Below are 551 nucleotides of genomic sequence, written 5' to 3'. Positions count from 1 at the left end.
ATTAGACTGACAACTCTGCCGTCTTTAATAGTACGGCTGAGGATTTCTATGAGTTTGCTATGATTAACGGTATCAAAGAAGCGCTCGAGGTCAAGGTCTACTACATATATGTAGCCTGCATTGATTATTTCTTGCGCCCCTCGCAGTGCGTCATGACAACCTCTTCTTGGACGGAAGCCGTAGCTGCTCCTCGAGAATTGGCACTCATAGATAGGGGTCAGAACCTGGTTAATGGCTTGTTGCACCAAACGGTCTACCACGGTGGGGATTCCTAAAAGGCGCATCTTGCCATTGTCCTTGGGGATTTCTACCCTTTTGACGGGGTTCGGACGGTAAGAACCGTCCATCAAGGAACGAATGAGCGCATCTTTATTGGCTAATAGCCACGAGAACAATTGTTCACATGACATCTTGTCGATACCGCCACTGCCATTGTTACCAATCACTGCCTTATAGGCTCGATTAAGATTGGCAGGACTCAGGATTTGCTCGAAAAGGTGTTCCTTGTCGAATGGTACTTCCACGATGTTGTCTTCACACATCCACATGAA

Annotated in this window: 1 protein-coding gene; it reads right to left on the bottom strand. The window is 47.0% G+C overall.

Features of this window, described 5'->3' with window-relative positions; genetic code table 11:
* Positions 1-551, bottom strand: a 551-nt coding sequence (locus B5F25_RS20985; RefSeq protein ID WP_241148469.1) for a reverse transcriptase domain-containing protein, incomplete at both ends; no start/stop codon positions are given.

Origin of the sequence: Bacteroides sp. An19 (assembly GCF_002160215.1) — a bacterium.
GTDB lineage: Bacteria > Bacteroidota > Bacteroidia > Bacteroidales > Bacteroidaceae > Phocaeicola > Phocaeicola intestinalis.
Note: the sequence above shows the minus strand (reverse complement) of the source record. Positions and strands in the feature narration are given on the sequence as shown.